The organism is Rhodoferax lithotrophicus (assembly GCF_019973615.1).
Lineage (GTDB): Bacteria > Pseudomonadota > Gammaproteobacteria > Burkholderiales > Burkholderiaceae_C > Rhodoferax > Rhodoferax lithotrophicus.
Genome location: NZ_AP024238.1, coordinates 763,829 through 788,277, shown reverse-complemented (window position 1 = coordinate 788,277; position 24,449 = coordinate 763,829). Strand labels below are relative to the sequence as shown.

The window sequence follows — 24,449 nt, the reverse complement described above, 5'->3', positions numbered from 1 at the left end:
CTCAAAACTCATAGCCGTAGGCGCTGATCACCTGTTTGGCGGCATCACTTTTCAGGTAGGCCAAAAACGCGGTGGCCGCAACATTGGCCTTGCCACGCCACAGCAACACCGCGTCTTGACGAATCTGCGGGTACAGCGTAGGCGGCACCAGCCAGTACGAACCGGGTGCGTATTGGCCATTTTTGTAGATTTGTGACAAGGCGACAAAACCCAGGTCGGCATTGCCGGTGGCGGCGAACTGGTAGGTTTGGGTGATGTTTTCACCATAGACCAGCCTGGACTCCAACGCCGCGTCCACGCCCAGTTTTTTCATGGCCTCCACGGCGGCCGCTCCGTACACCGCGACCTTGGGGTTGGCGATGGCCAGACGCTGAAAACCACCACGCTTGAGCACCTCACCCCTGTCATCCACCAGCCCTGGCTTGGCGCTCCACAACACCAGCTTGCCGATGGCGTAGGTGAAACGGCTGGGGGCCTCGGCCAGGCCGTCTTTTTCCAGCCGGATCGGGGTTTCGTCATCGGCGGAGACCAGTACCTCAAACGGTGCGCCGTTTTTGATCTGGGCGTAGAACTTGCCCACCGTGCCGTAGGCCACCAACGCCTTGTGGCCGGTGGCCTTCTCAAATGCAGGAGCGATTTTTTCCATCGGGCCGGTGAAGTTGGCCGCCACTGCCACCGAGACTTCATCGGCATACGACAGCGTGGCACAGCAGCCCATCAGGCTGGCGAGCAACAGGGATAACAGGCGGGAAGATGGCATGGCGAAGTCCTTGAAAAAGGCGAAGTGGCGGTGGTGTGACAACGGTGTGTGTGGGGATACCCCTGCTACACCTCGGGCGAAAAACACTTGGCGTGATCGGCACATTCGCCGCATGACGGTGCCGGGCACACGTAAATGCCTTCACGGGCGCAGTAGTGGCGGTAGATGAACTTCTTCCACTTCATATCGCCCACATTCAAAGTCGCCAGAGCAGGAAAGGCGACGGTCATCAGGGTGGAGAGTTCACCCCGGTTGGCCAGGCCCAGGTCTTGCCACAGGTGGTTGCGGCCACAGCAGCTGTAGGCCACGATGTGGGCCAGCCAGACCTCGGATTCCCGAGCCCCGGCACGGTATTCCAGCAGCAAATTCAGCAGATCTTCCAGCTCGACAATGTGTTCACCGGGGCCATCCTGCAGATTGAGGTGGGCACCTGGAAAGTAGTCGCACCAGAGTGACTGAAAAAACGCTTCTGGCAAGCCCAGCGTGGCGGTTAACACCCCTTGCTGCAGTGAGCGCCCGGCCAGCAAACTGGCCAGGATCGGGCGCAACGGGTCGGCCCGGGCCGTGGCATCGACAGGCCTTCTCAGCAGTTCTTCAAGCAACAATGCACGGCAATCGTGGGATGGGTTCATAAGACTCTCCCGAAATTTACTTGCACATCTTTGGGTGGGGCGGTGTAGGGTGAGGAGGTCACCAGAAAATCGGCCCCGGCAGCCACATAAGCAGCGGCGTTGTCCGCGCGAATACCGCCGGCAGCGGCAAGCAGTGGACGGCGTGGGGCCTCATGGCGGTGAATGGCCTGGCGGCAGGTGGCCACGGTGTCGGGTGTGAATTTTTCCAGTTGCAGCACATCACAGCCCGCGTCAGCCCACAGCAGGGCTTCTTCCACACTCGCCACCTCGACCACCATTTTTTTCTCCGGCTCTGCTTGGCGCAAGCGCTGAATCGTTTGCGCCGGGGATTCACCCAGAAAGAGCCGGTGTTCAGCAAAAACCAGCAGCGATTCAGACAGCCCCAGCCGGTGCATGATGCCGCCACCAGCGCGCACGGCCTTGGCGGAAAGCGCTTTGGTGCCGGGCACATTTTTGCGCGTGCAGGCCACCGCCACCCCATTGGCAGCAGCGACGATGGCGGCCGTAGCGCTGGACAAGCCACTGGCCCATTCCACCAGCGTCTGGGCGCTTTTCCAGGCGCGATGCAAACTGGCTGCGGAGCCTTGCGCCTGCAGCAGCAAATCACCCGCCTCTACCGGTGTTCCCGAGCGGACGAGCCACTGTGCCTGGGCACCCGCCAGCGCAAACAGACCAACCGCCTCTTCGATGGCGCACACCGTCATGGGCTGCCGGGCACGGAACTCAAGCTGTGCAGGTTGCAGCCCGATGCCCAGCGCCTGGGTGGTGAGGTCACCACAAGGCACATCGTCGTCGAGCAAAGCCCACAGTTGGAAAGTGTTCAGAATGGACATGTCAATGGCGCGAAAACAGGTCGCGTAATTTGCATAGCGTGGTGGTGACATCAAAGCGGGGGTCTGCCAGCGCCTCGCCTGACAGGATCTTGTTCAAGGCCATCACCGGGTCGGTTTCCCCCGTCAGCAACACCTGGGCACCCCAGCTTTCCATGTGCCGCATGTAGCCAGTGCCGGCACTGGCGGTCACCATGATCTCCACCCCATGCAGCGGATGCGGGCTGTCGTCTTTGAAGTGGTGTGGCAATTGTTCTTTGCTGAGCTCAATGCGCACGGGCGCGGGCAGCGGAGCACCTGGCTGGCAGTCAAATACCAGCCAGTGGCGGGTCTGACCCGCGTGCCCCGAAACCTGAGTCCAGTTGTCTTTGGTGGCAACAGCAATTTTCATGATCAAGCGTCCGGTGAAGTGAATCGTGTGAAACACCAAGCCATTTCCGTGCCTGTTATGACAATTCGTAGCCGTAGGATTGGATGATGGCTTTGGCCTTGTCCGCTTTGAGGAATTTCATCAGGGCTTCAGCCGCCGGTTTGCCCTTGCCTTTTTCCAGAATGACCGCATCCTGACGAATCGGGCTGTACAGCTTGGCAGGAACGACCCAGGAGGAACCCTCGATTTTTCCGTCCTTCAGTACCTGTGACAGGGCCACAAAGCCCAGCAGCGCATTACCAGAGCTGACAAACTGGTAAGTCTGTGCAATGCTTTCGCCGGTGACCACTTTGGGCTGCAGCGTGTCATACACCCCCATGGACTTCAGGGTCTCTACCGCCGCAGCGCCATAAGGGGCCAGTTTGGGGTTTGCGAAGGCGATATGGTCAAAGCCCCCCTTTTTCAGAACCTCACCCGCCTGGTCAACGATGGCTGGTTTGACCGACCACAGCACCAGTTTGCCCATGGCGTAGGTGAACTGGCTGCCAGCCACGGCGGCGTTTTCTTTCACCAGCTTGGTGGGTGTCTCGTCATCTGCAGCCAGCAGCACATCAAAAGGGGCACCATTTTTGATTTGTGCATAAAACTTGCCCGTGGCTCCAAATGCAGCCTGAATTTTGTGACCCGTCTCTTTCTCGAAAACCTCGGCGATCTGCTTCATGGGTGCGGTGAAGTTGGCAGCCACGGCTACCGAAATCTCATCGGCTTGTGCATTGGACACGGTGGCCACCAGGGCCACCAACAAGGTGGAAATAAGACGCGAAGGTTTCATGACTAACTCCTTTTGAAAAACTGAATGGGAGAAAATGGACTACTCCATGGCGGCCAAAAACACGCTGGAGGCTTTGAACACAGCGGTTACGCGCTGGCCCACGGCCAGGCCCATGCGCTTGACACTGTCATCGGTCACCACGGCGGTGATCACATGCTGGCTTCCCGGCATGGACAGGGTGACCTCGGCATTCACCGCCCCCTGATGAAGTCGGGTCACGACTCCGGTGAAGCGGTTGCGGGCCGAGATATGGCCGTCGTCACCGGTGAGCAGCAGAATCGATGAAGCCTTGACAAAGGCCAGCACATCACGGCCCATGACCAGCCCCAGGTTCTCGGCCGATTCACGGGTCACGATAGCGGTCAACACCAGCTCAGGTGCCAGTTGAATGCTGATCTCGGCATCCACCACACCCTCCTTGATGGCCACCACGGGGCCAGCGAACTGATTGCGGGCACTGCTTTTCATGGACATTCTCCTTAACACTTGCCGAAAATCGTCTACATCACAGACACCGTTTTGCGCCAGATTGCGGGTCAGTTTCTCCAGGGCCAACTGGGACTCTTTCTCCAGCGCGCGGTAAAACGCAATCAGTCGCCGGGCAAAGGCGGTGAGCTCGGTGCCCCCCCCGTGGCGACCTCCAACGGCGCGGTTCACCAGCGGTTCGGGCGCAACGTTGTTCATGTCATCCACCGCGTCCCACGCCGCTTTGTAGGACAGCGGCACCGCTTTGGCAGCCTGCGAGATGGACCCGGTTGTATCGATGGCCTCCAGCAGACGGATGCGCTTGTCCCCCAGAAAGCTGCCCATGGCGGTGTCGATCAACAGCTTGCCGGTGAGTTTGGTGGCGTTGACGGTCATGGCGAAACCACCTTGCTCGCGTCGGGCATTTGAAAATGCTCGGCACATCTGTGCGCTGTGGTTGTAAAGACTGAACGGTTTTCAGCATGATCGGGCCGCCTCTTATACAAAGAGTCATTCCATCTCAACCAAGGAAATTCAACATGAGCATCAGTGCAAGAAACGTTTTCAAAGGCAAGGTCACCGAACTCAAAGAGGGGCCCATCAACGCAGAAGTTGAAATCACCACCTCGGGCGGGGACAAAATCGTGGCCATGCTGACCGAGGGCAGTGTGAAATCGCTCGGGCTTGGCATGGGTGCGGATGCCATCGCCGTTGTGAAAACCCCATGGGTAACCTTGCTTGCCGGTACGCCGCAATACCGATTCAGCGCCAGAAACATGTTGCATGGCACGGTCAGCAGCTTTGTTAAAGGTGCTGTCAACTGCCAGGTGAACATCATGCTGCCCGGCGGCTCGCCCATCAGCGCCATGGTCACCAATGCGGCGGTGGCGGATATGAACCTGACCGAAGGTACCCCCGTTGTCGCCTTGTTCAAGGCCAGCCATGTACTGGTTGGTGTGCCCGTATAGGCGATTCAGCACGGCGGCGTGTGTCGCCGTGTTGGCCTGCAAGGTGTCAGGTTTGTCGTGATTCATCACTTTTTGCATGAAAAAGTGTCCCCTTCAGCGCGGCATGGCATCGCTGAGCGAGAACCGGGTTTGAACCGCCGCATCATCAAAACTGGCCACCGTGGTGTGGCAGATCAACCAACGCTCGTCAAGCAAGCGCCAGGAGGTGATGGACTCGGCATACACCGGCTCCTCAAAATACACTTCATCATCGTCCGAGCGCAGTTGCGTCTGGATCAGCCGGAATGCGCAATAGCAGGGTTGGTTGGTCGCATCACATCCACAGGTGCGGTCGGCCTGCAACTCGTATTCCTTGAACACATCAAAACTGATAGGGGGCACCACCAGATCTTTCAGGGCTGGCGGCAATTCATCCTCCCAGCGCGTGCCGTACCCCAGGCGATTAGGGCAGTCTGGACGAATTTCGTTAGGTGTATTGATGAATAGCGATGTGCCCATTTGTACTCTCCAAGTGGTCATGCGTGTGACATTCGTTACACGCTTTGTTTGAAAACCGACGCTGGTTTGTCTTGTTGGCTACACCATCGGCAGAGGGTTATCCGCCGGGTATCGCTAGTTCAAAAAATCAGCTGTCGTTATATACCTACGCAAATAGCGTGCCTGTGAGCCGTGAAAAACTCCTTATGCAATCCTGATATACGTGGTGATACGCTGACGACATCATGAAAACTGCCCCTTCTTCAGTGTTGCCGCATCCCCTCCAGTCTTGGGGTGTTGTGGCCTTGTTGTGGGTCGTGGCCACGGCTACCGGGTTGCTGTTGGAGCGCCACGTATCACTGACCAGCCAGGCCATGATTTACGTGCTGGCGGTGGTGATCGCTTCCTACACCTTGGGCTGGATCGAGTCGGTGGTGTGCGCAGTCGGTGCAGTGGTTGCCTTCAACTTCTTTTTTGTACCGCCGCGCTGGACCTTTGAGGTGGACAGCCGGGAGCACTTGATCACCTTGTTCACCATGCTGCTGGTGGCTCTGACCATCAGTCACCTTGCTGCGAGTTTGCGCCGTGAAACCGACATGGCCCGCCTGAATGCGCGGCGTGCCAGGCAATTGCAGGAACTAGCCAGCGGCTTGTCTGGCCTGACTTTGGCGCAAGACATGGCAGATATGGGGCGGGCAGCGCTGGATGAAGCCTTTGAGGGACCTAATTTAGTGGTGCTGCGTAACGCCGATGGCGAACTGGAGGTGCCCGCTGACCTGGCGTCTATGGTGCGAGACGGGTTGAACTGCTGCATGCGCGAACTAGCGGTACTCGGGCCGGGCACCGGGCGCTGGCCGGGCCTGGATGCCTGGTACCTGCCGCTGGGCGACCAACATCAAATGAGTGGTGCGGCTTGTGTCCAACCAGCCATGGCCAGCGACACTGACGGACGCGAGCATGCACAGGCTCTATGCACCTTGCTCTGGCAAGCCTTGCTACGCCTGCGTCTGGACAGTTCCATGCGCGCGGCTCAAAGCGAAGTGCAACGCCAGCAGCTTCAAAGCACCTACCTTGCAGCCATCTCGCATGACTTGCGTACCCCGCTGGCTGCGGTGGTCGGAGCGGCCTCTGCACTGCAAACTCAACGGGACAAACTGAGCATGCAGGAGCAGGATCGCCTGCTGGGCAGCATCGTCCGCGAGGCCAGCTACCTGTGCACGCTGACGGAAAACACCCTGCAATTGGTGAGCTTGAACAATACATCCGGGGGAATACACCGGGATTGGGAGTCAATGGAGGAAATTGTCGGCGCGGTGCTGGCCCGGGAGCGCCAACACGATCCCACAAGGCGCATCAAGTCCAAAGTGCCGAAGGGGCTGCCATTGATCAAAGCCGACTCTGTGTTGCTAGCCCAACTGCTGGACAACCTGCTGGACAACGCACTCAAATACAGCACAGATGCCATCGACCTGACGGTCACCACCAGCGCACAGGAGATGCAGGTTTGCGTCAACGACCGGGGGCCGGGCATCACAGCGGAAGACCAGGTAACCATGTTTGAACCCTACACCCGGGGTGATGTGTCCGGCCAACGAGGTGCCGGGCTCGGCCTGGCCCTTTGCCGTGCCATTGCCCATGCCCATGGCGGAACACTGACCTTTCAACAGCGCACCGACGGAGGCAGCAGTTTCATGTTTTGTATGCCGCTGGAGAAAAACCAACCTGCGAGTGTGTCCCTATGAGTCTACGGGTGTTAGTGGTTGAGGACGACCGCGAGATTCGCGCCTTGATGCAATCGAGCCTGTCCATCGAGGGCTTTGAAGTGCAGACCGCCGTATCTGTGAACGAGGCCAAAGCTCTGCTGCAGCACGCCTTGCCGGACATCATGGTGCTGGATTTGGGGCTGCCCGATGGGGATGGTGCGTTGCTGGTGCACGAGGTACGTCAACGCCACACCTTACCCATCCTGGTGGTCTCGGCGCGCCACCAGGAGGCACAAAAAATCCAGCTACTGGATGCCGGGGCTGATGATTACCTGACCAAACCCTTCAGCGTGGGGGAGTTGCTGGCGCGTATTCGGGTGACGCTGCGGCATCGTGGCACCATGGTGACGGCATCAGTCACCGTGCATGAACTGGACGATTTGCGCGTGGACTTGACACTGCACCAAGTGCAATGCCGAGGGCAGTCACTACACCTGACACCGACCGAATTTAATTTGCTGGCCCGCTTGGTGCGCAGCGCCGGGCGAGTGGTAACGCACCGGCAGTTGCTGAGCGACGTGTGGGGCCAGGAATTCACAGAACACACCCATTATTTGCGCCTGTACATGGCACAACTGCGCGCCAAGATTGAACGTGATCCCGCTGAGCCGCGCCATTTACTGACCGAAACCGGCGTGGGTTACCGCCTGGCAGTGGCTTGATCCTTATGCGTTCCTGATACTGCAGCCACGACAGTACAGGTTTGTTCAATTGATCGGATTGCCATGAGTCATGAAGCTAGCCGTGAAAGCCTTGCGGCTTTGACATTGGGTGCGATGGGGGTGGTGTATGGGGACATCGGCACCAGCCCGCTCTACACCATGAAAGAAGTTTTCAACCCGGCGAGCGGCATTCCCCTGGATGCAATCCACCTTATCGGCGCCGTGTCGGTGATTTTCTGGGGCTTGATGATGGTGGTGACCTTGAAATATGTGTTGCTCATCTTGCGGGCCGACAACCGGGGCGAGGGAGGCATCATGGCGCTGACCGCCCTGGCCAGCAATGCCATTGGAACCGATCCGCACAAGCGTTTGATTCTGCTATTGCTTGGCGTGTTTGGTGCAGCTCTTTTTTATGGTGACAGCGTGATCACCCCGGCCATTTCGGTACTCAGCGCAGTGGAAGGCCTGGAAGTGGTCACCCCGGCGCTGAAACCCTATGTATTGCCGATTTGCAGCGCCGTGCTGGTAGTGCTGTTTGCCATGCAACGCTTTGGTACCAGCCTGGTTGGCAAGCTGTTTGGCCCTGTCATCATGGTGTGGTTTGGCGTGCTGGCGGCAGTGGGTACGCTTGAAATCATCCAGCAACCCGCCATCCTGGCGGCACTTAACCCGCTGAATGCGCTACGATTTTTGAGTGCGCAAGGTTGGCACATGTTCGTCGCGCTAGGGGCTATTGTGTTGGCCTTCACCGGGGCAGAGGCGCTGTATGCCGACATGGGGCACTTTGGCAAACACCCGATCCAGTTCGCCTGGGGTGGCCTGGTGTTGCCCGCGTTGACCATCAACTACATGGGTCAGGGCGCACTGCTGATGCGTGACCCATCAGCGCTTGAGAACCCGTTTTACCGCTTATTCCCTGATGCCTGGCTGATCCCCGCTGTGGTGCTGGCCACGCTGGCCACAGTGATTGCGTCCCAGGCGGTGATCTCCGGGGCCTACTCCATGACCAAGCAGGCGGTGCAACTCGGCTTGCTGCCACGCATGGAGGTGCACTTCACCTCCGCCAAAGAGATGGGGCAAATTTACATGCCTGAGGTGAACTGGCTGCTGCTGGCTGCCGTGCTGCTGGCCGTGGTGGGGTTTGGCAGTTCATCAGCCATGGCGGCGGCCTACGGGATTGCGGTGACGGTGACCATGCTGATCACCACCTTGCTGACCTTTTTTGTGATCCGCAACGGCTGGCGTTACCCTTTGCCGGTGGCGATGGCCGCCACCGCCGTGTTCCTGACGCTGGACGTGTTGCTGGTAGTCTCGTGTTCGCTCAAATTCTTCCAGGGCGGCTGGTTCCCGCTGGCACTGGGCGCAGCGATTTTTGTTGTCATGGCCACTTGGCGACGCGGGCGCGAGTTGCTGATTGAGAGCATTCGCAGCGGTGACCCCGAGTTGCTGCCTTTCATTGAGGGTTTGTCGGCAGACAGCGTGCACCGGGTGCAGCGCACCGCGGTGTATGCGGTGGCCAATGCCGGTACTGTGCCTCAGGCCTTGATGCACAACCTGAAACACAACCAGGTGTTGCACGAGCGCAACCTGATCCTCACGGTGGTGTTCCATGAGGTGCCCTGGATACCCTTTGAGGAACGGGTGCAGGTGGAGACCCTGGCCCCCGGGTTTTGGCGGGTGCAAGTGAACTATGGCTTCAAGAACACGCCTGACATTCCCAAAGCGCTGGAGCTGTGCGCCGCACACGGCTTGCCGATCAACCTGTTTGAAACCTCGTACTTCCTTAGCCGCGAAATCATCGTGCCGACCAAAGGTACCGGCATGGCCCATTGGCGCGAAGCCCTGTTTGCACTGATGTCACGCAACTCCGGCAGCGTGGCGGGCTTCTTTCACCTGCCCAACAACTGTGTGATTGAGCTGGGAACGCGGGTACAGATTTAAGGCTACATTTTTCAGGGAAATTTTTCATACGTTTTGACCTCTAGCGCTTTAAAATAAAGCACAATAAGCTATAGAAAATATAGCATTCAATTCCTTTGCGATGTGTATTCAGCTTCACGCAAAGTTACACTTTTGCAGGTGCCGTTTCGAATGGCCACCAAGCAAGGCGGGTGCCAGTGGCGATAATGCCCTCAGCCAGCACCTGCTGTGTGTTCACCTGGTGGCCTTTGGGTACCACTCTGGTCTGTTGATCCAATGACCTCAATTCCTTCCATTCCCGCCTTTTTCTTCCGGCTCCTGCTGATGTGGATGCTGGCCACCACGCTGGTATTTGCCGCCACACCTCTGGATTTGCCAGAGCTTGATGCGCTGGTGGACTATCGGCCCAAAATTCCGTTGCGCGTCTACACCAGTGACAACGTGCTGATTGGCGAGTTCGGCCAGGAGCGGCGTGACTTTGTGGCCATCAAAGATATTCCGCTGATTCAAAAGCAGGCGCTGCTGGCCATTGAAGACGCCCGTTTTTACGAGCACAGCGGTGTCGATTTCAAGGGTGTGGCACGTGCCGTGATTGCCGACTTGACGGGTGGGCTCAAGCAAGGCGCATCCACCATCACCATGCAGGTGGCGCGAGATTTTTTTCTCACCAAAGAAAAACTGATTTCCCGCAAGATCACCGAGGTCATGCTGGCCTACAAAATTGAGCGCACGCTGACCAAGGACCAGATTCTGGAGCTGTACATGAACCAGGTTTATCTGGGCCAACGGGCTTATGGCTTTGGCAGCGCGGCACGTGTGTACTTTGGCAAACCACTCAAGAATCTGAGCATTGCCCAAGCAGCCATGCTGGCGGGGTTGCCACAGTCACCCTCGCTCGTCAACCCGGTGGTTAATCCGCAACGTGCCAAGCAGCGCCAGCACCTGGTCTTGAAGCGCATGCGAGAGCTTGGCTACATCACCGAGCCGCAGTACAAACAGGCATCGCAGGAAAACATCCAAGTGATTGCCGAAGGCCGGTCCTTCAACAACCATGCGCAATACGCGGCTGAAATGGTGCGCCAGGCCATGTATGCGCAGTTCAAGGAAGAGACTTACACCCGCGGCATCGTCGTCACCACCACGCTGGTACAAGCCGAGCAGGACGCTGCGTTTGATGCCGTGCGCCGCAACGTCATGGCTTACGATCAGCGCCACGGCTACCGCGGCGCTGAAGCCTTTATCACACTACCCACCCATGCGGATGAACGCCAAAAACTGATCGAAACCACCTTGCTCAAACACCCCGCCAGCGACAAGCTGGTCGCAGCCGTGGTGACCCAGGTCATCGCCAAAAGCCTGCGTGCGGTGCTGGCCAATGGCAACGTGGTCGAACTGACGGGAGACGGCCTGCGCTGGGCGGCCGCGGCACTGTCACCCAAGTCGGCAATCCAACTCAAGCCGGGCTCTGTCATACGGGTGGTGCAGGACAGCCGTGGTCGCTGGAGCATCTCGCAACTACCGGCCGTGGCAGCCGCCTTTGTGGCGTTGAACAACCAGACCGGTGCCTACCGGGCTCTGGTGGGTGGTTTTGATTTCAATGCCAGCCAGTTCAACCACGTGACCCAAGCCTGGCGTCAGCCCGGCTCGGCCATCAAACCCTTCATCTATTCGGCAGCCCTGGACAAAGGTTACTCACCAGCCACCCTGGTCAACGATGCACCACTGACTTTGAGCAGCGCAGAAACCGGCGGACAGCCTTGGACGCCACAGAACGACGACGATGTGTACGACGGTGCCATCACCCTGCGCACGGCGCTGGCCCAATCCAAAAACGTGGCTGCCGTGCGCTTGCTGCGTGCCATCACGCCGCAGTACGCACACGACTTCTTGCCGCGCTTTGGCTTCGAGGCCGCCAAGCAACCGCTGAACTACACGCTGACCTTGGGCACTGGTGCAGTCACCCCGCTGCAAATGGCAGGGGCGTATTCGGTGTTTGCCAATGGCGGGTTCCAGATCAACCCCTACCTGATTCAAAAAGTGGTGGATACGCGTGGTACGGTGTTGTTTGAAGCCAAGCCAGTAGTGCCTGGGCAGGAGAGCAACCGGGTCCTCGATGCGCGTAATGCCTTCGTCACCACCAGCATGCTGCACGAAGTCACCATCTCGGGCACCGGAGCAGCCGCGTCACAAAAGCTGGCACGCCAGGATCTGGCTGGCAAAACCGGCACCAGCAGCGAAGCCTTTGACGGCTGGTTTGCTGGCTACAGCGGGTCTACCGTGGCAGTGGCGTGGATGGGGTATGACGATCCCAAATCCCTGGGTGGGCGCGAGTTTGGTGCCACGCTGGCCCTGCCTATCTGGATCGACTTCATGCGGGTCGCACTGGCCAACAAACCACCTTACCAGGCTCCGCAACCCGCTGGTGTATCGCAGGTGCAGGGTGACTGGCAATATGATGAATTTCAGAACGACAAGGCCATGCGAGCCATCGACCTGGACTTTGTCCAACTGTTCAAGGAGTGGATGAGCCCATAAAAAGCCTGTTGCGCTGGTCCACCCCCTACAGGATTGCGTTTCAGCACTTGATCCGGCCAACCAGCGCCTTGGTGAATTCGGCGGTACCTGCCGTGCCACCCAGATCGCCGGTGCGTACCTTGTCAATGTTGAGCGTCTCATCAATGGCGGTGCGTAATTTGGTGGCCATCTCAGGCAGTTTGCAGTGATCCAGCATCATGCCAGCGGCCAACAACAGGGCAATGGGATTGGCAATGCCTTTGCCAGCAATGTCTGGCGCAGAGCCGTGAACCGCTTCAAAAATTGCAGCATCGGCACCAATGTTTGCACCAGGTGCCATGCCCAGACCACCAACCAGACCGGCCACCAGGTCTGACAGGATGTCACCAAACAGGTTGGTGGTGACCAGCATGTCGAACTGCCAGGGGTTGATCACCAGCTTCATGGCGCAGGCATCAATGATCACCGTGTCCAGCTCAAACTTGCCCTTGTACTTGCGCTCATACAAGTCCAGCCCGGTTTCCAGAAAAATCCCGGTGAGCGCCTTCATGATGTTGGCCTTGTGCACGATGGTGACCTTTTTGCGGCCGGTGGTCACGGCATGTTCAAACGCGTATTCCAGCAGCCGCAGGCCACCCGCGCGGGTGTTGATGCCGGTGGCCATGGCCACGGCGTGGGGGTCGTTGTCGATCTTCACATAGTGCTCGTGGCCGATGTACAGGCCTTCAAGGTTCTCACGCACCACCACCAGGTCAATGTTGTCAAAGCGTCCACCGGGAATGATGGTACGGGCTGGGCGCAGGTTGGCATAGAGTTGAAACTCTTCACGCAGACGCACATTGGAAGACCGGTAGCCGCCTCCGGACGGGGTTTCCAGCGGCCCCTTGAGCGCCAGCCGGGTGCGCCGGATGCTGTCGAGTGTGGCTGGGGGCAGCGGATCACCCGCCACCTGCACGCCGCCAAGACCGGCGATCTGGCGGTCCCACTCAAACGGGGCACCCAGTGCATCCAGCGCGGCCAGCGTGGCATCGACAATTTCAGGGCCAATGCCGTCTCCGGGAATCAATGTGGCTTGAATGGGGGTGGTCATACGCAATCCTCTCAATGGGGTGAACAGGTGACGAGGCATGGTCGCTGGTCTTGCCGGTGGCCGACCTCGGACGGGGGTACCGCTGCAGTGTAAAGCTTGCTTGAACCACAAACGGGAAAAGCACCGGGGCAGGTTGGGTTCTGTGTAGTCCAACAAGGCTTAACCGCTGCGGAGGTGGCCTGGGTTTTTTGGGCATTACAGCGCGGCAGATAGCCGATGTTCGTCAGAAAGCACCTGACCAATTCATGAAACACGTGTTCATGACAGTCTTTGGATCGCAGCATCAGATGACTCTGCATCAGCCATATTTCCATTGACTTGCGCTGCTATAGCGGGCCAAGTCAAACGGTTTGAGCCGCTTGAACGTCAGTTTGGCAAAGTCTCAATATCTGGCTTGTCAACGTTCGCCACCATCGAAAACCTGAGCTGAGCAGGCCCACGGGGGACTACAAGGGTTTCCGGGGTGGCCACAGATGCGACACTCGCTTGACGCGCCTCAAGCGTGTAGGCGACACCGTTCAGGCGAACCTCAATGCCTCCACCCACTGCGTCTTTGCCGGCAAACACCAACAACACGCCCGGGGCCAGCACATGACCGCGCGCGACAGTGAAGATCGGCCAGCGGTAGCCAACCAGATCGGCGGCCAGCACCCGGGCAGCCTCGGTGAGCTGCGCTTGTTGAGCGTCCGTCGCCATGCCCGTGACCAACCAGTACACATTGACCGCGATAAGTCTTTTGCTCGTCGCACCAAACACGTAGCTGATGGTCGCGGGCCCAGGGCCAGGAACCAGCTCGGGCACTACCATGGTGAGAACACGGGTCTTTTGGGCCGGGTCAATCTCGTCTTTTAAACTGCCCAGCGTGTGAGAATAGTCTTGGGTGATGAGCACCTTGACCTCGTCAACGCTCATTCCAAAATGGGCGTTGCCGTAGCCCATGACTTTGTAAGCGCCAGCGTGCAGCGAATAGGACTGCGGTTGCCCTGTCATCGACAGCGCAACCAATTTTTCTTGGGCATCAATCTGACAGGAGGCTGTTAACAAGGTACTGGCTAACACATAGCGAAGAATAAGTTGGTTCATAGGTTGGCCAGACTCATGGAGGTCCCATTAACAACAAATTTGAGGCCGAGCGACTCTGCACTTTGCAGGATACCGCCCTCCCAATCGCTAACTTGTCGATTGAATTCATTGGTGTGAGCGTATGCGATAGCTGCTGCTGGATCGCTCTTGAGCAGTTGAAGCATCGTTGCCTGAGAACTTTGTTGGTAAGCGATTAATTGTGGGTAGCCCTCCAACAAGGCCTCGAAACGACTAAGTTCCAATTTCATACTGAAAATTGCCTTTTCGTCATAACTTTTCCAATCAGAGTTTTGTTGCAGGAAGGCCAGTCGCCGCAGCGGGTCACCCTTCAGACTTTCGGCCATTCGATAGGCATCGCCGACCGGGTCTTTTTGTTTCTTTGATCCACCAAAAGCGCTGGTCAGCGGCTCAAAAGCATCTTCGAGGTCGCCCACAATGTCACCGACATTGATGGAGAAATCGAGTTTCAGATTAAACCCACCTATCCCCAGTTTGGCACCCAGGTTCATGGACACAGACACTGCACCATCAGAATACCCCGCACTGGCGCTGCCCGAACCGCCCACAGAGCCGGGAGATACCAAGGTTGCTGTTGCGTCCGCACTTCCAACACTGCCGGAAACCCCAAATTGACCGGTCGCAGATGCGCCAACTCCTGCAGAAAGATCCCCGCCAGTTGAAATCTTCCCGTCCTTCAGGGTGGCCGTCCCCTCGCCTTTTGCACCGGCCGTGACTTCGAGTGTGCCGGACCCCTTGAGGTCGCCCACTGGCCCAGCAGACCCACCTCCTCCGCCCTCCACATTGGCGCTCGCGGAGGCTTGTCCACCGACTTTCACACCATCTTTACCCAGCGACGCGTCAGCGCTTGCGCCGGCCTTGCCACCGACCGAAAGAGAGCCATCGCCGAAATCCGCAGTTAACTTTGTTTCCGCGTTGGCATCAGCATGTGCATTGGCACCCGTCGAACTAGCGCCTGCCGACGCACCGGCCGCGACTTGGGACTCTTCACTCAGTGTGGCATCGCCGAGGGTGGTACTTGTACCGGTCTTCGTCCCTGTCTTGGTATCGACTGAGTACGTAGGCAGCAACGGCGCCGTGGTGGGAGGTGCCGGCACGGGCGGGTCATAGTGCGGCACCGTGGGAACGGCCATCGTGGAGGTGTCACGCATGCCAAACCGGGTATCAGAAAATACGTCAAGTGTTCCAATGTCGGAGTTACTGTAAGGAGCATCGCGTGTGTAAAAGGTATTCGGAAGAGTACGGTAGTTGGCGGCATCTTTGCCCGCCAATCTTGTGACATAGAAGCTGTAGCGCCCCTCAATCAGGTCGGACAAGTTGAACACTTCTTTACCGCTTGGGTCACTGATTCCAACGATTGACCGTACGTCATCGCCATTGATCGGTGTGCCATTGGGTCCACGTAGCGTGGGAATGCCCGGCTTACCGATTAACCCTGGCCCTGGCAGATAAATAGCACTAGTTGTTGTGTATGTGAGCCACATCGGTGTGATCTCCATCTCGCCGATGTGACTTCCTGCCTGGTCGATCATGTAGTTTTTTGCATGGACACCGGTCAATCCCGTCACGACCTGACGGTACTTGCCGATTGGTGTAGTCGCAGTGATGGTGCCACTTACCCCATTGGCATCGAATAAGCCGAGTGTTCCTTGCACCCCGAGCACAGACGTTAAACGCGGATCAGGGACGTATTTATCATCTTCAAATACACCATTCAGCGTGATATTTCCCTCACGAATGCCAGGAATCCAAGGATTGCTACAAAAGCGGGGATCACAAGCTTGGTAGTTGCCATATTGACCTTTCACATCCGTCACCGAATAGGTGATTGACTTAGGAGTAACGGTGAGAGCGACTGACGACTTGATGGGTGGCAGCACGTAGTTGCCGCTCTGCGCGCCTACAAGGCCACCGGTTGTCACCGGCATGCTGTACTGGCCGACATCCATTCTTTTTGAACCAGGCTGATCGGTAAAGGAATAAGTCTTTTGATCTGCCCAAAAAGCTTTGTCGGGAGTCAGGGGGCGGTCTGCAAGCGATCCGATCGTTGCGGTCTTGAGGTTCACATCGTCCCACGGGAACATACCTGACAGCGTTCCCAAATTAATGGGCGTAGCGGCACCGTAAGTAATTGTCGAGGCCGCGGCCGGTTGCCAGGTCAATTCCCGTGGAAGAACCGCCACCAATTGCGTGCTCGGCATATCGTAGTTGTAAGTGGGCCCATATCTGGCGCTAAGGTCTAACAGATAGATACCGGCATTGATATACCCATTCACCATGGTGGGCACACCAAGGATGCGACTGAAGCTGGTCGTGTAACCCAGTTGGTCTCCGCCTACGCCTTGCACCTGCACAGAGTCAAAGTAAGCCGTATCTCCGTAAGTGATGGTCCTTTTGGCTAAGGCGGTCAACTTAAACTTGGCCACATCAATGTGTCCGAACGGCTGGTATGTGGGCAATATATAGTTGGACGACGAGGATCCCGACAGTTCGGCCCGAATGTCGTAGGAACCAGAATCCAGGCGCGCGCCGTTAATGTCCCTGGCGAGTAGAGGCTCGCCGCTATTGAGTTGTATGGGTTGCGCCTTGGGCGTAACTTGAACATTATCACCAGGCAATACGCCTGTGAGGGCCATATCTTTTGTTATGTAGTCACCATAGGTAATGGCGTAGTTCGCAGCATCGGCCACCACGGTCAGCGGCTTGGGCCTGATTTTCAACGTTCCAAAAATTCCAGGGTAGTTTGGCCAAAAATAGTTGGCTAGCTGACTTTGCTGCCCAACGATCAAGTAATTTCCTGCATCAGCCCCTGTATTCCCGGCTAACCCAACGTAGTAACGATCCGCAGGCGTTCGGGGATCCAAAACGAAGTTTGCATTGCCATTAATCGATATCTTGGTGCCCAACGAGTCGCCGGGCAATACGCCTGACAACACGGGATTGGGTGTTCCGGCTGCCTCGCCGTAGGTGCTATACGTATCAAGAAACTGGGCCGTGACTAGCTTGGGTTTGACGGAGAATATCTGTTCATTTTTATTTGCAACAACGTAGTTGCCAGCATCCGCACCAGTGAGCCCCCCTTTCATTGCAACCAGGTATTCACCCGCAGCTTGGCGCTCCGCCAGCCGTTCAACATGGCCCTGGGGCGTGACATATTCCGCTGTCGCTGCCACCTGATCTACGTTTTTTAGTACATGGCCAGAGCTAATAAAAAAGGAGTCTAAATTCAACTTGACGCCCGGTACGGCACCTGCTGTTGAGCCGTACTCAACCTGATAAGGGCTGTATATATTTCTAGTATCACCAACAGTCCAGGCTTGCAAAAGCTTGGGCAAAATGGTCAATGTCTTGTCGGTATTGCCGGTTGTAGCCAGGACATAGTTAGAAGAAGACAGCGCCCCGCCAGTCCAGCGATAAGTTCCAACCGTATACGCACCGGATGTGGAAACCGGCAGGGTTGGCGAGTTCACCTGAAAGCCGACGTCGTCGCCAGCCAATACGCCTGACAAGGTGGCGACAACACCCGACGAATTGGCTAAGCCTGCAAAGCTAATTTTCTCGAAGCCAGTCAGACCGCCGAAACGAAAAACATCGCCGTAAGTCACTGTATCAGGGAGGCGCTGCTGCTGCCAGTAGACATCCAACGAGTACGTCAGCGGCTTAGGTGCAATGTCCAACTTCCCGCTGCTCGACCCAATCATTGTCACGGTGTAGTTTCCAGCTTGTGGTCCAGAAAGACTGGATGTGATCAATGCGTAGCTGCCCACGGCAGATCGATCCGTTGGCAACGCACCGGTAGCCAATGTGGTCGCGCCAGGCACCACCATATCGCCAGCCAATATCCCGCTCAAGGTACCAGCTTCAAGTACAGCCGCTGTACCGTAAGTTGAACTGGCGTTGGCCGTGCTGAATGTCACTGGTTTGGGCGCAATGGTCAGCACCCCCTTGGTGTTGCCTGTGCTTGCAATCACGTAGTTGGGGTTACCGCCGGTCAGTGCCGTAACCTCCGCGGTATAGGTTCCGACAGGACTGCGCTCTGTCAGTACGACAGGGGCTGTCGCAACTTGGTAGCCCACTGTTGCCGTGCCCACACTGTCACCAGGCAGCACATTACTGAGCACAACAGCACCGTTTTGCGCCAGCGTGCCATACACAGAATGTGTTGACGCAATGGTGTACGTCAAGGCGCGCGGCCCGATGTTGATCGTCCCCATTGTGTTGCCAATGGTGGCAAGCGCATAGTTCGTCGCCAGCGGCCCGGTTAGCGATGTGACACCAACGTCATAGGTGCCTACTGCGGGACGTGTCAGGGCCATACCGCTTCCATCAAAAGCGGCAATGGTGGTGCCGACACTGTCACCCGACACCAGTCCACTGAGCATTGTCAAATTGGTCAGCGCATTGCCGTAGATCCCTGCACCATTGGCGACTGCCCACGTCAGCGTCTTCGGCGCGATGGTGAGCATGCCAGTAGTGTTGCCACTGTTGGCCAACATGTAATTATTAGAAACACCATCACCCGTCAGGTCGGCAATTCCCAAGGTGTAGTGGCCGACCGCAGTGTTGGCATTGAGTACCGTAGCACCGTAGCCAACGGATATGACCGATCCAGCGCCAACTATATCGCCGCTGACGATGCCAGACAGGTAGGCAGTGGGTAGAACAGCATTTGTACCATACGTGCTGTTGGCTGAAGCCAGTGAAAATGTGACAGGCTTGGGTGTGATGGCAACCTGGCTCGCGGTGTTTCCTGACGAAGCCAAAGTGTAATTTGTGGCACTGCTGCCCGTTAACCGAACTAGGTCAACGAGGTAGCTCCCGACTGCATAGGCGCCGCTGGCACCCGCCAGATAGGCGGTTAGCGGGGTTATGCGTTGGTCTGCGCTAACAATGTCGCTGCCAACGATACCGTTCAGCGTGGGCGACGGCAAGGTGAAAAGCCCATAGACCTGGGAAGAGTCCGTCCCGGTATAGGTCAGTGTTTTTTTGGCGATGGATATCGATCCATAGTTGTTGCTCCCCGTCACCACGTAGTTGCTGCTACTCGCACCACTCAGGCCGGTCACAAGCGCCGAGTAGTTGCCTGCAGGTGTCGTCGGAGTGAGTGCGACCGGCACGCCAGACAAGGATGCGCCAACGATTCCCGTGACGGTATCGCCCGAGAGAATTCCCGTGAGCGCGGGAGCCTCCAGCGTGATCTGCGTTCCATAAGTGCTCACTACGGGTGATGAGTTATAGGTTACAGAAACGGGCTTTGGGTCAACCACATAGTGGCCCAAGGTGTTGCCGTTTGCAGCAACCGAATAATTGCCTGCCTTGCTCCCGATGAGACTGGACACGTCAGACACATAGGTTCCCGCAGGCAGCCGGTCTGTCAGGCTGACCGGCTGACCTGCGGCATTGAGAGCCACTACAGGTGTTACATCATCACCAGCAACCATGCCGCTAAGGCTGGCCGAAGGCATCGTGCCGAACGATCCGTAGATTTGGCCGCCACTGGCCGCGACATAGTTCAGTGCCTTTGGCGTGATGGCCAATGTGTTTCCAATCACACCGCTCAAGTCCAGTGTGTAGTTACCTGCCTTGGTGCCTGAGAGACCCGTCAAGCTGAAGTTGGATAGTCCTGCTGCAACGGTTTCTGCGAAACCAAAACCAGAGCCGTTATTGGCCATCGTGACACCCACAGTACTGTTCAGCGTCGCGACCGGATTCAGGACATCGCCATTCACCACACCGGAAAGGCTGGTCACTGCGGTGGGTGAACCGTAGATGTAAGCCCCTGCAGACACCGTTGGCGTCACGGTACGCCGAGTGATCGTCAATGGAATGCTGGCGGGCGCCAGGTCGATGAAGTAGCCACTGCTGAGTCCACTCGAGAAAGCCAAACTATTAGTCGCTGACAAGGTGAGGTTGTAGCTACCCGCCGAAGCCAATACCCCAGGTCCAACAACATCAAGCGAGTTGGCACTCAAAATCGCACCCAAGGAATCGGGTGCTACTACCGTTGCAGAATGCGCCGCAACATGCAGTGGAGAAGTCAGTGCCAATACATCAGCCATGCCAGGGTCACTGTCACCATAAACTCGGGTCAGGCCGAGGACAGGACTGTCGCCAAGCCCCAACCGGACGGCATCGCTACCAAACAAATGTCCAAAGCGCGTGGTTACGCCGTTTTCAATGAATTTAATTGCCCCTTCGCCCTTAATAGAGCTGCCGGCTTTTTCATCGGTCCAGGTCACGCGTTGCCCACTCAGCGACAGCACGGGACTCATTGACGAAACCTGCAGATTGCCCGTCAGGCTGATGTTACCGCTGACATTGATGTCCTCAGTCAGCAGTATCTGCGTAGTGCCATAGGCTGGCATGGCTGTTGATGAGATTGCCGCCGTCAGGCCGTTGCCATTGAACTTGCCGAGCGAGATGCGATCAACTTCGCGATTCGTATTTCCCGCGCCGTCGGCCAGGGTCAGCGAGAGGTTGCCGTTGCTGTTGATAAAGTTGGCGTTGCGTACGTCAATCAAAGCGGTGCCAGCACCCCGCTCAGCATCCACCACGCCATGCGCGGCTGTGTCGTTGGCCACGATGGTCCAATTGCCATCTGCCGTGGTGAAGATGCCGCTGAGCATCACCGAGCGCCCTGCCGATAAGTTCAGATTGCCGCCTGGCATCGTGGGAGTTCGTTTCACATAGGCGTTACCCAGCCAGCTAATGTCCTGGCTGGCCTGCAGGCTGACGGTGGTACCGGCACTGAGCAAGGCCGTGACATCTGTATCCAGCAAATGGGTAATGGTGCCAAGCATCGCATAACTATAGTTCGCGGTGGTGTCCGTCCCGGATGAGTCGATCACGATGTCTTGCGGATCAATCAAGAGATTGCCACCCTTGCCCAGGTTAATACGCTTCAGCGCAACCGATTGCACGGTGGACTTGGCAGACACCTCCACGGCACCACCTGCTGATGCGCCACGCGCCGAGATAGCACCGTCCATCACGGTGGTTCTGTCGCTCCAGACAATGGCGGTGCCGCCCGTTCCAGTCACACCGGTGGCAGAAACATTGATGTTGCTGGTGGCATCAATACGGGTCGTCGCGGCGTTGGCGATGGCAGGCGTACTACCAAAGCGTCCTGCAAAAAGGGGCGCGTTCGTTGAGTCGGCTGGCTGCTCTCGCCCACCTTGAAAGGCGCCGCCCACGCGTACCAGGCCACCGCGCTCGGCACCTGTGGCACTGAGTGAAGCGCCTTCCAGGACAATATTGGCACCCGTCACATCGATCCGTCCACCCACGCTATCACCATCAGCGATCAACGAGCCCGCGACACGCACCGTGCCACCCAGGCCCGCTTCGAGCACAATGGCACCATTCTGGCCAGACACACCGCGAGCACTGATTTCACCAGGCATGTTCACAGCCTCGCGCAAGGCCTGCCGAACAGTAGCCGCCTTCAGCATGACCATGCCACCATTGGCCTGAATCACACCACTGTTCGACACCAGTGTTTGACCATCGGATACAACCGCGCTGGTCGGCAGCATGACCTGCAAAAATCCGTCACCGCTGAGATCCAGCGTAGCCGCCTCGCCCGCGCCAAGTGCCACTTTGCCCAGCGAGGCGCTGATCAGCCCTTCGTTGGCCACCGTGCTACCCAGCAACCCCACCAATCCGCCAGGGCCCGTCATGATTTGACCGCGATTAACAACCGCCCCCCCTTTGCCGCTGAACAGATACTGCCCCCCCATGAATGCGTTCTCATCCATGCGTAAAGTTGAGGCAATAAAACCTGCACGGGTGTCCACCAGCCCTGTCGATGTAATGGCAATACCGTTCTGATTGATCAGATAGACTGAGCCATTGGAGGTGAGCGTACCGGCGATCATGGAGGCGCTAGTACCACTCACGATATTCAGGGTTGCAGCACCGGCATTGGGCTGGGCGAAAGTTACCTGGTGGCCCTGGCCGATACTGAAATCATTCCACTTGATCACGGCCCGCTGCGTACTCTGGGTTACCAGCAGGGTGCTCTTTGCGGGCATTTGTACCAAAGCAGTCCCTGCCGTCACTCGGGCACCATTCGGCAAGTCGAGGGCTGATGAGGTCATTGAGAACGCCGAAAGTCCCAGTAATACCAGCGCACCCACCACGCGTTGACGCGCTGAGGCAGATTTGCAGTGACCCTTGGAAACCTCGGAAACGGCAATCCAGCTTCTGGATACTTGGCTCCAGATAATGCGGTAGTGGTGGTTCAAAATTGCACCTGACCTTTTACAAAAAACTGGTTGTCGTTCAAAGCGGACGGTTCGGACTCATGGCGCCCGTACTCCATCGAGAAATTAACGCTTCGCCACTGCATACGCATGCCAAAGCCATATGCCTTGCTGAGTCCGCGGCTTATTCCAATGGCTAGCTGGCTTGAAGTTTTGCCTGCCGCACCAAAGACATAGGGAACAAGATTCACTTCGGCATAACCCACCTGCCAAGTCGTGGGTCTGGTGAATTCCTGGCGCACTACCCAGCCATCGTCGTCGGAGATTGAACCGGAGGTGAATGTGGAAAGTGCGTCTTCACCGTCAAGGCTGAACAACTCACTCCCCGGCAGCACGCCGTTAAGCGCCGCCTGGGCGCGCAATAATGATTTGGACTGCAAACCCATGGGAAGCTGCTGTTCGTAGACCAAGTTGCCTTCAATCTTGATGAAGTCTGGTTTGGCATCCATGCGCGACATGGCGATACCGCTGACGGCCACGTCTGCCCTGGTGCGGGCACCCAGGCTCGTTATGCCAGCAGAAATCGTCGCCCCGGCATTCAGGTGGCCCGCGGAGGCCAGTGTTTTGCGCCAATTCACACCCAAACGTGCCACGCGCAGGCGATCCTGATCAAGGACAAACGCACCCAAGCTTGAACCATCCGCTGCCGTGAGCTGGAAGTCGGGCAAGGTATCGATTTGATGGGTGGCATCCAGCGTTCCGGTGATCGTCAGTTCTTCCTGACGATTAAGGATCAGCGGATAAATAAGGCGCAGGGTGTAGCGTTCAAAGTTACTCAGTGATCGGGGTACGCCTGGCTGTGGCATCGGCTGGCTAACCGAAGAGGTGAATTCCGGGTTGATTGACCAGCCATTGTTCCCGATAGGGATGATGGCCCCACCACCACTGACGCGCCTGGGCGCATCTCCCTGAAACGCGCTGCCCCAGTCCCGTCCGCCTGATACATTGACATACAACTGCACGCCAGCGCCAATGAGCTCGTTCAAGGTCACTTGTAATGTGGTCTGCCAAGGGCCCAATAAGTTGGAGAGTCGGTCGTCTGCAGAAAAAGATCCGCTGATGCGTGTGAATGTGCCGTCCAGCTTCAAGATGACACCGCCGGGCTCGGAGCCAGCCAACAAGGTACTCCGTAGCGCCAAACCGGGTGACCGTCCTGCGAGTGTCAGAGCGCGCTCAAGCGCCTCACTATCCAGACGGTGCTGACCGACCAATCGTTGCATCACCGTCCATACGCGATTGCGTGAGCGCTCATCGACAGCACTGGCATCAATACGTTCGACAAACCCATCAAGCACGATCAAGCGCAGAGTGTCACCGTCATTCAATTTTTGCGGCGGCACAAGAACTCTGACCAAGACATAACCAGCTTCGTGGTAAAGCATTTCGATGGACTCCGCCAGCCTATAAAGACTGGCGACGGAGATGCGTTGCATCCGAACCTGTGACAACAGCGCCTCTGTGCTGGTTACCAACTCAGGAAAACCGTCTTTGACGGAAATTTCTCCGATATGCACAAAAAGCTCCTCCGCATTGGGAGGCACTTCAGCAGGGGCGGGTTGCGGCAATATCGCAGGAGGTTTGGAGAGTGTTTCCGGCCGAAGGTCACGCGGCGTGACGAGTGGCGCTTGCTGGGCTGATGCCAGGAGTGGAGCCAGGCAAAACGGCAAAACCCATACGAGTCGCCAAACAACACAAACCGGAACAGGCCGGACAGCAAAAGGGTTAACGGACTTCAGTTGAGTTGTGCAAAACGGAAACAAAGCCGCGTTTGATTTTGTGGTCAGGAACATATGAAGTTTTG

At 57.3% G+C, this 24,449-nt stretch carries 16 protein-coding genes; 5 read left to right on the top strand and 11 right to left on the bottom strand.

The window, feature by feature from the left end:
- Position 1: 1 nt before the first annotated feature.
- The 6 genes from modA (LDN84_RS03655) to modE all read right to left on the bottom strand — a co-directional run bounded on the left by modA (LDN84_RS03655) (position 2) and on the right by modE (position 4,285).
- Positions 2–760, bottom strand: a complete 759-nt coding sequence (gene modA / locus LDN84_RS03655; protein WP_223908389.1) for a molybdate ABC transporter substrate-binding protein — start codon at positions 758–760, stop codon at positions 2–4.
- A 65-nt stretch (positions 761–825) separates the two neighbouring features.
- Entirely contained in the window at positions 826–1,392 is a 567-nt protein-coding gene (locus LDN84_RS03650; RefSeq protein ID WP_223908387.1) for a nitrogen fixation protein NifQ, read from the bottom strand.
- Positions 1,389–2,225 (bottom strand): ModD protein, encoded by an 837-nt coding sequence (gene modD / locus LDN84_RS03645; protein WP_223908385.1) that lies wholly within the window; start codon positions 2,223–2,225, stop codon positions 1,389–1,391. Before modD ends, LDN84_RS03650 begins: the two co-directional genes overlap by 4 nt.
- Before the next feature lies 1 nt (position 2,226).
- The gene (locus tag LDN84_RS03640; protein ID WP_223908383.1) at positions 2,227–2,613 is read right to left on the bottom strand and encodes a NifB/NifX family molybdenum-iron cluster-binding protein; all 387 of its coding nucleotides are present in this window, start codon (positions 2,611–2,613) and stop codon (positions 2,227–2,229) included.
- A gap of 55 nt (positions 2,614–2,668) precedes the next feature.
- Positions 2,669–3,424: a molybdate ABC transporter substrate-binding protein gene (gene modA, locus LDN84_RS03635; protein ID WP_223908381.1), complete on the bottom strand. Its 756-nt coding sequence runs from the start codon at positions 3,422–3,424 to the stop codon at positions 2,669–2,671.
- A 39-nt stretch (positions 3,425–3,463) separates the two neighbouring features.
- Complete coding sequence (gene modE, locus LDN84_RS03630; RefSeq protein ID WP_223908375.1) at positions 3,464–4,285, bottom strand: molybdenum-dependent transcriptional regulator ModE; 822 nt, start codon at positions 4,283–4,285, stop codon at positions 3,464–3,466.
- A 143-nt stretch (positions 4,286–4,428) separates the two neighbouring features.
- On the opposite strand from modE, the gene LDN84_RS03625 reads away from it, so the two are divergent.
- Positions 4,429–4,857: a TOBE domain-containing protein gene (locus LDN84_RS03625; RefSeq protein WP_223908372.1), complete on the top strand. Its 429-nt coding sequence runs from the start codon at positions 4,429–4,431 to the stop codon at positions 4,855–4,857.
- A gap of 93 nt (positions 4,858–4,950) precedes the next feature.
- Here LDN84_RS03625 and LDN84_RS03620 read toward each other — a convergent pair whose 3' ends face one another.
- Entirely contained in the window at positions 4,951–5,355 is a 405-nt protein-coding gene (locus tag LDN84_RS03620; RefSeq protein WP_223908369.1) for a hypothetical protein, read from the bottom strand.
- A gap of 224 nt (positions 5,356–5,579) precedes the next feature.
- Between LDN84_RS03620 and LDN84_RS03615 the strand changes: the two genes are divergently transcribed.
- The 4 genes from LDN84_RS03615 to LDN84_RS03600 all read left to right on the top strand — a co-directional run bounded on the left by LDN84_RS03615 (position 5,580) and on the right by LDN84_RS03600 (position 12,214).
- Positions 5,580–7,076: a DUF4118 domain-containing protein gene (locus tag LDN84_RS03615; protein ID WP_223908366.1), complete on the top strand. Its 1,497-nt coding sequence runs from the start codon at positions 5,580–5,582 to the stop codon at positions 7,074–7,076.
- A complete protein-coding gene (locus tag LDN84_RS03610; protein WP_223908364.1) occupies positions 7,073–7,759 on the top strand; it encodes a response regulator in 687 nt (228 codons plus the stop codon). The genes LDN84_RS03615 and LDN84_RS03610 overlap by 4 nt, the downstream gene beginning before the upstream one ends.
- A 63-nt stretch (positions 7,760–7,822) precedes the next feature.
- Complete coding sequence (locus LDN84_RS03605) at positions 7,823–9,700, top strand: potassium transporter Kup (protein WP_223908361.1); 1,878 nt, start codon at positions 7,823–7,825, stop codon at positions 9,698–9,700.
- A 255-nt stretch (positions 9,701–9,955) separates the two neighbouring features.
- Positions 9,956–12,214, top strand: coding sequence for a penicillin-binding protein 1A (locus LDN84_RS03600; RefSeq protein ID WP_435405914.1), 2,259 nt, complete (start codon positions 9,956–9,958; stop codon positions 12,212–12,214).
- Between the two features lie 40 nt (positions 12,215–12,254).
- Here LDN84_RS03600 and LDN84_RS03595 read toward each other — a convergent pair whose 3' ends face one another.
- The 4 genes from LDN84_RS03595 to LDN84_RS03580 all read right to left on the bottom strand — a co-directional run bounded on the left by LDN84_RS03595 (position 12,255) and on the right by LDN84_RS03580 (position 24,162).
- Positions 12,255–13,283 (bottom strand): isocitrate/isopropylmalate dehydrogenase family protein, encoded by a 1,029-nt coding sequence (locus tag LDN84_RS03595; RefSeq protein WP_223908358.1) that lies wholly within the window; start codon positions 13,281–13,283, stop codon positions 12,255–12,257.
- 366 nt (positions 13,284–13,649) lie between these two features.
- Positions 13,650–14,366, bottom strand: a complete 717-nt coding sequence (locus LDN84_RS03590; RefSeq protein ID WP_223908354.1) for a hypothetical protein — start codon at positions 14,364–14,366, stop codon at positions 13,650–13,652.
- On the bottom strand, positions 14,363–22,630 hold the full coding sequence (locus LDN84_RS03585) for a two-partner secretion domain-containing protein (RefSeq protein ID WP_223908351.1): 8,268 nt from the start codon (positions 22,628–22,630) through the stop codon (positions 14,363–14,365). Before LDN84_RS03585 ends, LDN84_RS03590 begins: the two co-directional genes overlap by 4 nt.
- The gene (locus LDN84_RS03580; RefSeq protein WP_223908348.1) at positions 22,627–24,162 is read right to left on the bottom strand and encodes a ShlB/FhaC/HecB family hemolysin secretion/activation protein; all 1,536 of its coding nucleotides are present in this window, start codon (positions 24,160–24,162) and stop codon (positions 22,627–22,629) included. Before LDN84_RS03580 ends, LDN84_RS03585 begins: the two co-directional genes overlap by 4 nt.
- Positions 24,163–24,449: the final 287 nt, after the last annotated feature.

Excerpts from the sequence above, each read along its gene's own strand:
- modA (WP_223908389.1), bottom strand. The coding sequence starts at position 760 with ATGCCATCTTCCCGCCTGTTATCCCTGTTGCTCGCCAGCCTGATGGGC.
- LDN84_RS03650 (WP_223908387.1), bottom strand. The coding sequence starts at position 1,392 with ATGAACCCATCCCACGATTGCCGTGCATTGTTGCTTGAAGAACTGCTG.
- modD (WP_223908385.1), bottom strand. The coding sequence starts at position 2,225 with ATGTCCATTCTGAACACTTTCCAACTGTGGGCTTTGCTCGACGACGAT.
- LDN84_RS03640 (WP_223908383.1), bottom strand. The coding sequence starts at position 2,613 with ATGAAAATTGCTGTTGCCACCAAAGACAACTGGACTCAGGTTTCGGGG.
- modA (WP_223908381.1), bottom strand. The coding sequence starts at position 3,424 with ATGAAACCTTCGCGTCTTATTTCCACCTTGTTGGTGGCCCTGGTGGCC.
- modE (WP_223908375.1), bottom strand. The coding sequence starts at position 4,285 with ATGACCGTCAACGCCACCAAACTCACCGGCAAGCTGTTGATCGACACC.
- LDN84_RS03625 (WP_223908372.1), top strand. The coding sequence starts at position 4,429 with ATGAGCATCAGTGCAAGAAACGTTTTCAAAGGCAAGGTCACCGAACTC.
- LDN84_RS03620 (WP_223908369.1), bottom strand. The coding sequence starts at position 5,355 with ATGGGCACATCGCTATTCATCAATACACCTAACGAAATTCGTCCAGAC.
- LDN84_RS03615 (WP_223908366.1), top strand. The coding sequence starts at position 5,580 with ATGAAAACTGCCCCTTCTTCAGTGTTGCCGCATCCCCTCCAGTCTTGG.
- LDN84_RS03610 (WP_223908364.1), top strand. The coding sequence starts at position 7,073 with ATGAGTCTACGGGTGTTAGTGGTTGAGGACGACCGCGAGATTCGCGCC.
- LDN84_RS03605 (WP_223908361.1), top strand. The coding sequence starts at position 7,823 with ATGAGTCATGAAGCTAGCCGTGAAAGCCTTGCGGCTTTGACATTGGGT.
- LDN84_RS03600 (WP_435405914.1), top strand. The coding sequence starts at position 9,956 with ATGACCTCAATTCCTTCCATTCCCGCCTTTTTCTTCCGGCTCCTGCTG.
- LDN84_RS03595 (WP_223908358.1), bottom strand. The coding sequence starts at position 13,283 with ATGACCACCCCCATTCAAGCCACATTGATTCCCGGAGACGGCATTGGC.
- LDN84_RS03590 (WP_223908354.1), bottom strand. The coding sequence starts at position 14,366 with ATGAACCAACTTATTCTTCGCTATGTGTTAGCCAGTACCTTGTTAACA.